A 3,301-nucleotide genomic window follows, 5' to 3' on the forward strand; every position below is an offset into this window, starting at 1 on the left:
ATGCAGGCTGCACCGGCGCCTGAAGTGGGTAAAAGCATATCCGGTATCGTACTCATGGCGTTTGGCATGATGGTGATGTTCCGTCGTAGCAAGTCGGTCAACAAAACCTAAGCAGGTCTTGGTAATCCCACCAATCCATCTAGCGCCAGGGTCGGTATGCTGTGTTCTGCCGACGCTTTTTAAAGTCTCCTAACCCGTATCGTCTCGACACAATCTATATTTCATCAAAACAGAGTACCTTCCTCCCTCTCGCATACTGTTTCGCAAAATGCGACATCTCCAAATCTATTCAGCCAAAACCCCAGAATCAAATTTTATAAACAATCGTATCATCTTGTTTTAATTAACATTAAATACCATGGCGCGCTTTTCGCAACGATCCACCTATCGTCAGGACTAAGGAGATGGAGTCATGCTAAAGCGACTGACCAATTTACCCCGCGCCCTACAGCACAGTCTTGTCTATGCTGCCGCGCTAGCACTGTCCAAGGGCTTTGCGCTCATTATGGTGCCCATAGCCACACACTACCTCACACCTGCTGACTACGGTCGTTTGGATGTACTGCAGACACTCGCTGACCTGCTCAGTATCGTCATCGGCATGGGCTTGGCGGAAACGCTGTTTCGATTTGCGGGCAGCGAAGAAGATTCCGTAGAACGTCGGCGAGCCACCGCGAATATCTTCGGCATGGCACTGTCACTGGGCGCGCTCGCGCTGATCATCGGGCAATTGGCTGCCCCACAGATCAGTCGACTACTACCCGGCGAGATCGCCATCGTTGAAACCCGACTGATCCTTGCCAGCCTGGCATTAGTCGGTACCATTCTGGTACCACTTGCCTGGCTGAGAATGCAGGGAAATCCATGGCTTTATTTGATCGGTACTGCGGGTCGTGTCGCACTTCAGGTAGCTATTTCGGTCCCCCTACTGATGATGGGGTTTGGGGTGATCGGGGTTTTAACAGGCACCCTGCTGTCCGCGTTATGCCTCAGTGGCTGGCTGATCTGGAAACAACTTCAGGACACCGGTATCCGTTTCGAGTTTGCACGTTTTCGTATGTATTCAGCCTATGGCGGTCCACTTATTTTCGTAGGTATGGCCGGATTCGTACTAGGTAGCTTTGATCGCTGGATTCTGGCGGACGCGGTAGGAACAGCAGAGATGGCTCAGTATGCGCTGGCAGCCAAGTTTGGCCTGATCACTGCGGTATTTATCCAGCCATTTGACCTATGGTGGCACGCCCGCCGATTCAGCTGCCTACAAGAAGCCAACGGTCCACAGCGTTGCGCGCAGTTTGCGTCGATTGGAGTCGTAATCGCCATGTTCTCCTGTCTGATCATCGCAGCCGTAGGCCCGACATTAGTGCGTATATTAACACCGGAAGCATACCATCAATCGATCCAGTATATTCCGTGGCTTGCGGCTCTGGCGGCGCTACACAACGCCACATCGACACTCGGATTTGGCGCGATGAGTGAAAGCAACACCGTTCGCCCCGCCGTGATCGATGGTGTCGCGGCAGCCGTAGCCTTAGTGGCTTACCTGATACTGATTCCCGAATACCATGCGTGGGGGGCCATCGCAGCAACCACCCTGGCACTGTCCCTGCGGTTTATCATGATGTACAGGATCAGTCAGCGTACCTTATCGCTACCGTATCCCGTACGGCGCCTGATGGTGATGTTACTGCTCTGCCTTGTGACTCTGTCGATCATTCCATCGTCACCGGTGACCTGGCTTAACAGCATCATTTCCATAGGAGCACTACTGAGCTTCGCCATTACAGCCGTGATACTGGGTCTGATCCCACTGAAACGCCATAGCACTGTGCTACAGGGGTAACACCCCATGATTGCCCCTTCACCCAACGGAAGAATGTCACAGGCCAGCGTCTCAACCGGACTAACACTATTACTCGCGCTGGTCTGGTGGTTTCTGCCACATCCAGCTGTCGCAGCAGTGGCCTTTTTACCACTGCTGCTAGTGGCAGGCCTGCAGATGCCCTTTCTACTCTGTTTGGCCTTTATCGCGTTTTCGTTCTTCCGTCTGCATGAAGTATTTCCACAACTTTACCCGCTGCGCATTCCTCAACTGTTAGCGATTGGCACGCTGGGCTCCCTATTCGTCAATCTGGCCACACGGCGTATAAGCGTATTCTGGAGTCGTGAACTGGCGGTTTTTAGTGTGTTCTTTCTGTTGGTTGTTATAGGTGCGTTGCTTGCTACCAACAGAAGTGCTGCGATGAGCAGCCTGACAGGCACTTACGTCAAAATTGCGGCGATGGTGTTTGCCATCAGTTGGCTGCTGCAAAAAGAGTCACAATTTCGCGCAGTACTCGCCGCCATGGCAGTGAGCGGTATTGCTGTCGGGTTAGTCGCATTGCACAACAAAAGCAACGGACTGGAGTTGGTAGAAGGTACCCGTGTGACGATTGGGCGCAGTATAGGGTCCATGCTGGGTGACCCAAATGATCTTTCTCTGGTGCTGTTGTTCCCCGCCAGTTTTGCACTCGCAATGCTGTTAACACCTGAACTCGGTCGCCTCTGGAAATTACTGGGCTTGATCACATTTATCATTGTTATCTGTGCCATCGTGGCCACCCAAAGCCGTGGTGGGTTACTCGGTATCTGTGCCGTCAGCGGTGTCTTCGCCTGGCGTCGTATAGAAAACAAAGCATTGCTCATCAGCGTTGGTGGAGCCGCGCTAGGATTGTTATTTGTCCTGGCGGGAGTGAGCGACCGTGCGTCGGGTGGCGCTCATGAGGAAGGCATCGACGAATCTGCCATGGGGCGTATCTATGCCTGGCAAGCAGCTATGGGTATGGCGATACATCATCCACTAACCGGTGTTGGAATTAACAACTTTATATCCAACTACTTTGACTACAGCCCCCATTGGGATGGGAAAAACCATGCAGTACACAGCACATGGTTTGGTGTCATGGCTGAAACCGGCCTGCTGGGAATAGGCATGTTTGTCACGATGATCATTCTGATCGCGCGTATCGGACTTAAAACCACCCGTAGCTTGTCTCCTTCGTGCACGCATGACTATCGCCCCTGTCTGTATGCATGTGCTCAATCCGTCCAAGCGGGACTCGTCGGGTTCTGTGTATCGGGTACCTTTCTAACAATGGGCTTCACATGGCCCATCTACATCTTGCTGGCTTTAGCAGTGGCCCTTTCGCAATACAGTAGCAAGCATTCTCAGCACGCGTCTCAAAATGAGAATCCACAAAACCACAAACGATAAAACACATAATAATCAATCAGTTAACTTCTGGCACAGCTTCTGCAACAT

At 52.1% G+C, this 3,301-nt stretch carries 2 protein-coding genes; both read left to right on the top strand.

Annotated elements, in window-relative coordinates; all coding sequences use genetic code 11:
* Positions 1–412: 412 nt before the first annotated feature.
* Positions 413–1,843, top strand: coding sequence for a lipopolysaccharide biosynthesis protein (locus ABYW01_RS17340; RefSeq protein ID WP_372835163.1), 1,431 nt, complete (start codon positions 413–415; stop codon positions 1,841–1,843).
* A 6-nt stretch (positions 1,844–1,849) separates the two neighbouring features.
* Complete coding sequence (locus tag ABYW01_RS17345) at positions 1,850–3,253, top strand: O-antigen ligase family protein (protein WP_372835166.1); 1,404 nt, start codon at positions 1,850–1,852, stop codon at positions 3,251–3,253.
* The last annotated feature ends 48 nt before the right edge of the window (positions 3,254–3,301 follow it).

It is taken from the genome of Pontibacterium sp. (assembly GCF_041587635.1).
In the GTDB taxonomy this organism is placed as follows: Bacteria; Pseudomonadota; Gammaproteobacteria; order Pseudomonadales; family Balneatricaceae; genus Pontibacterium.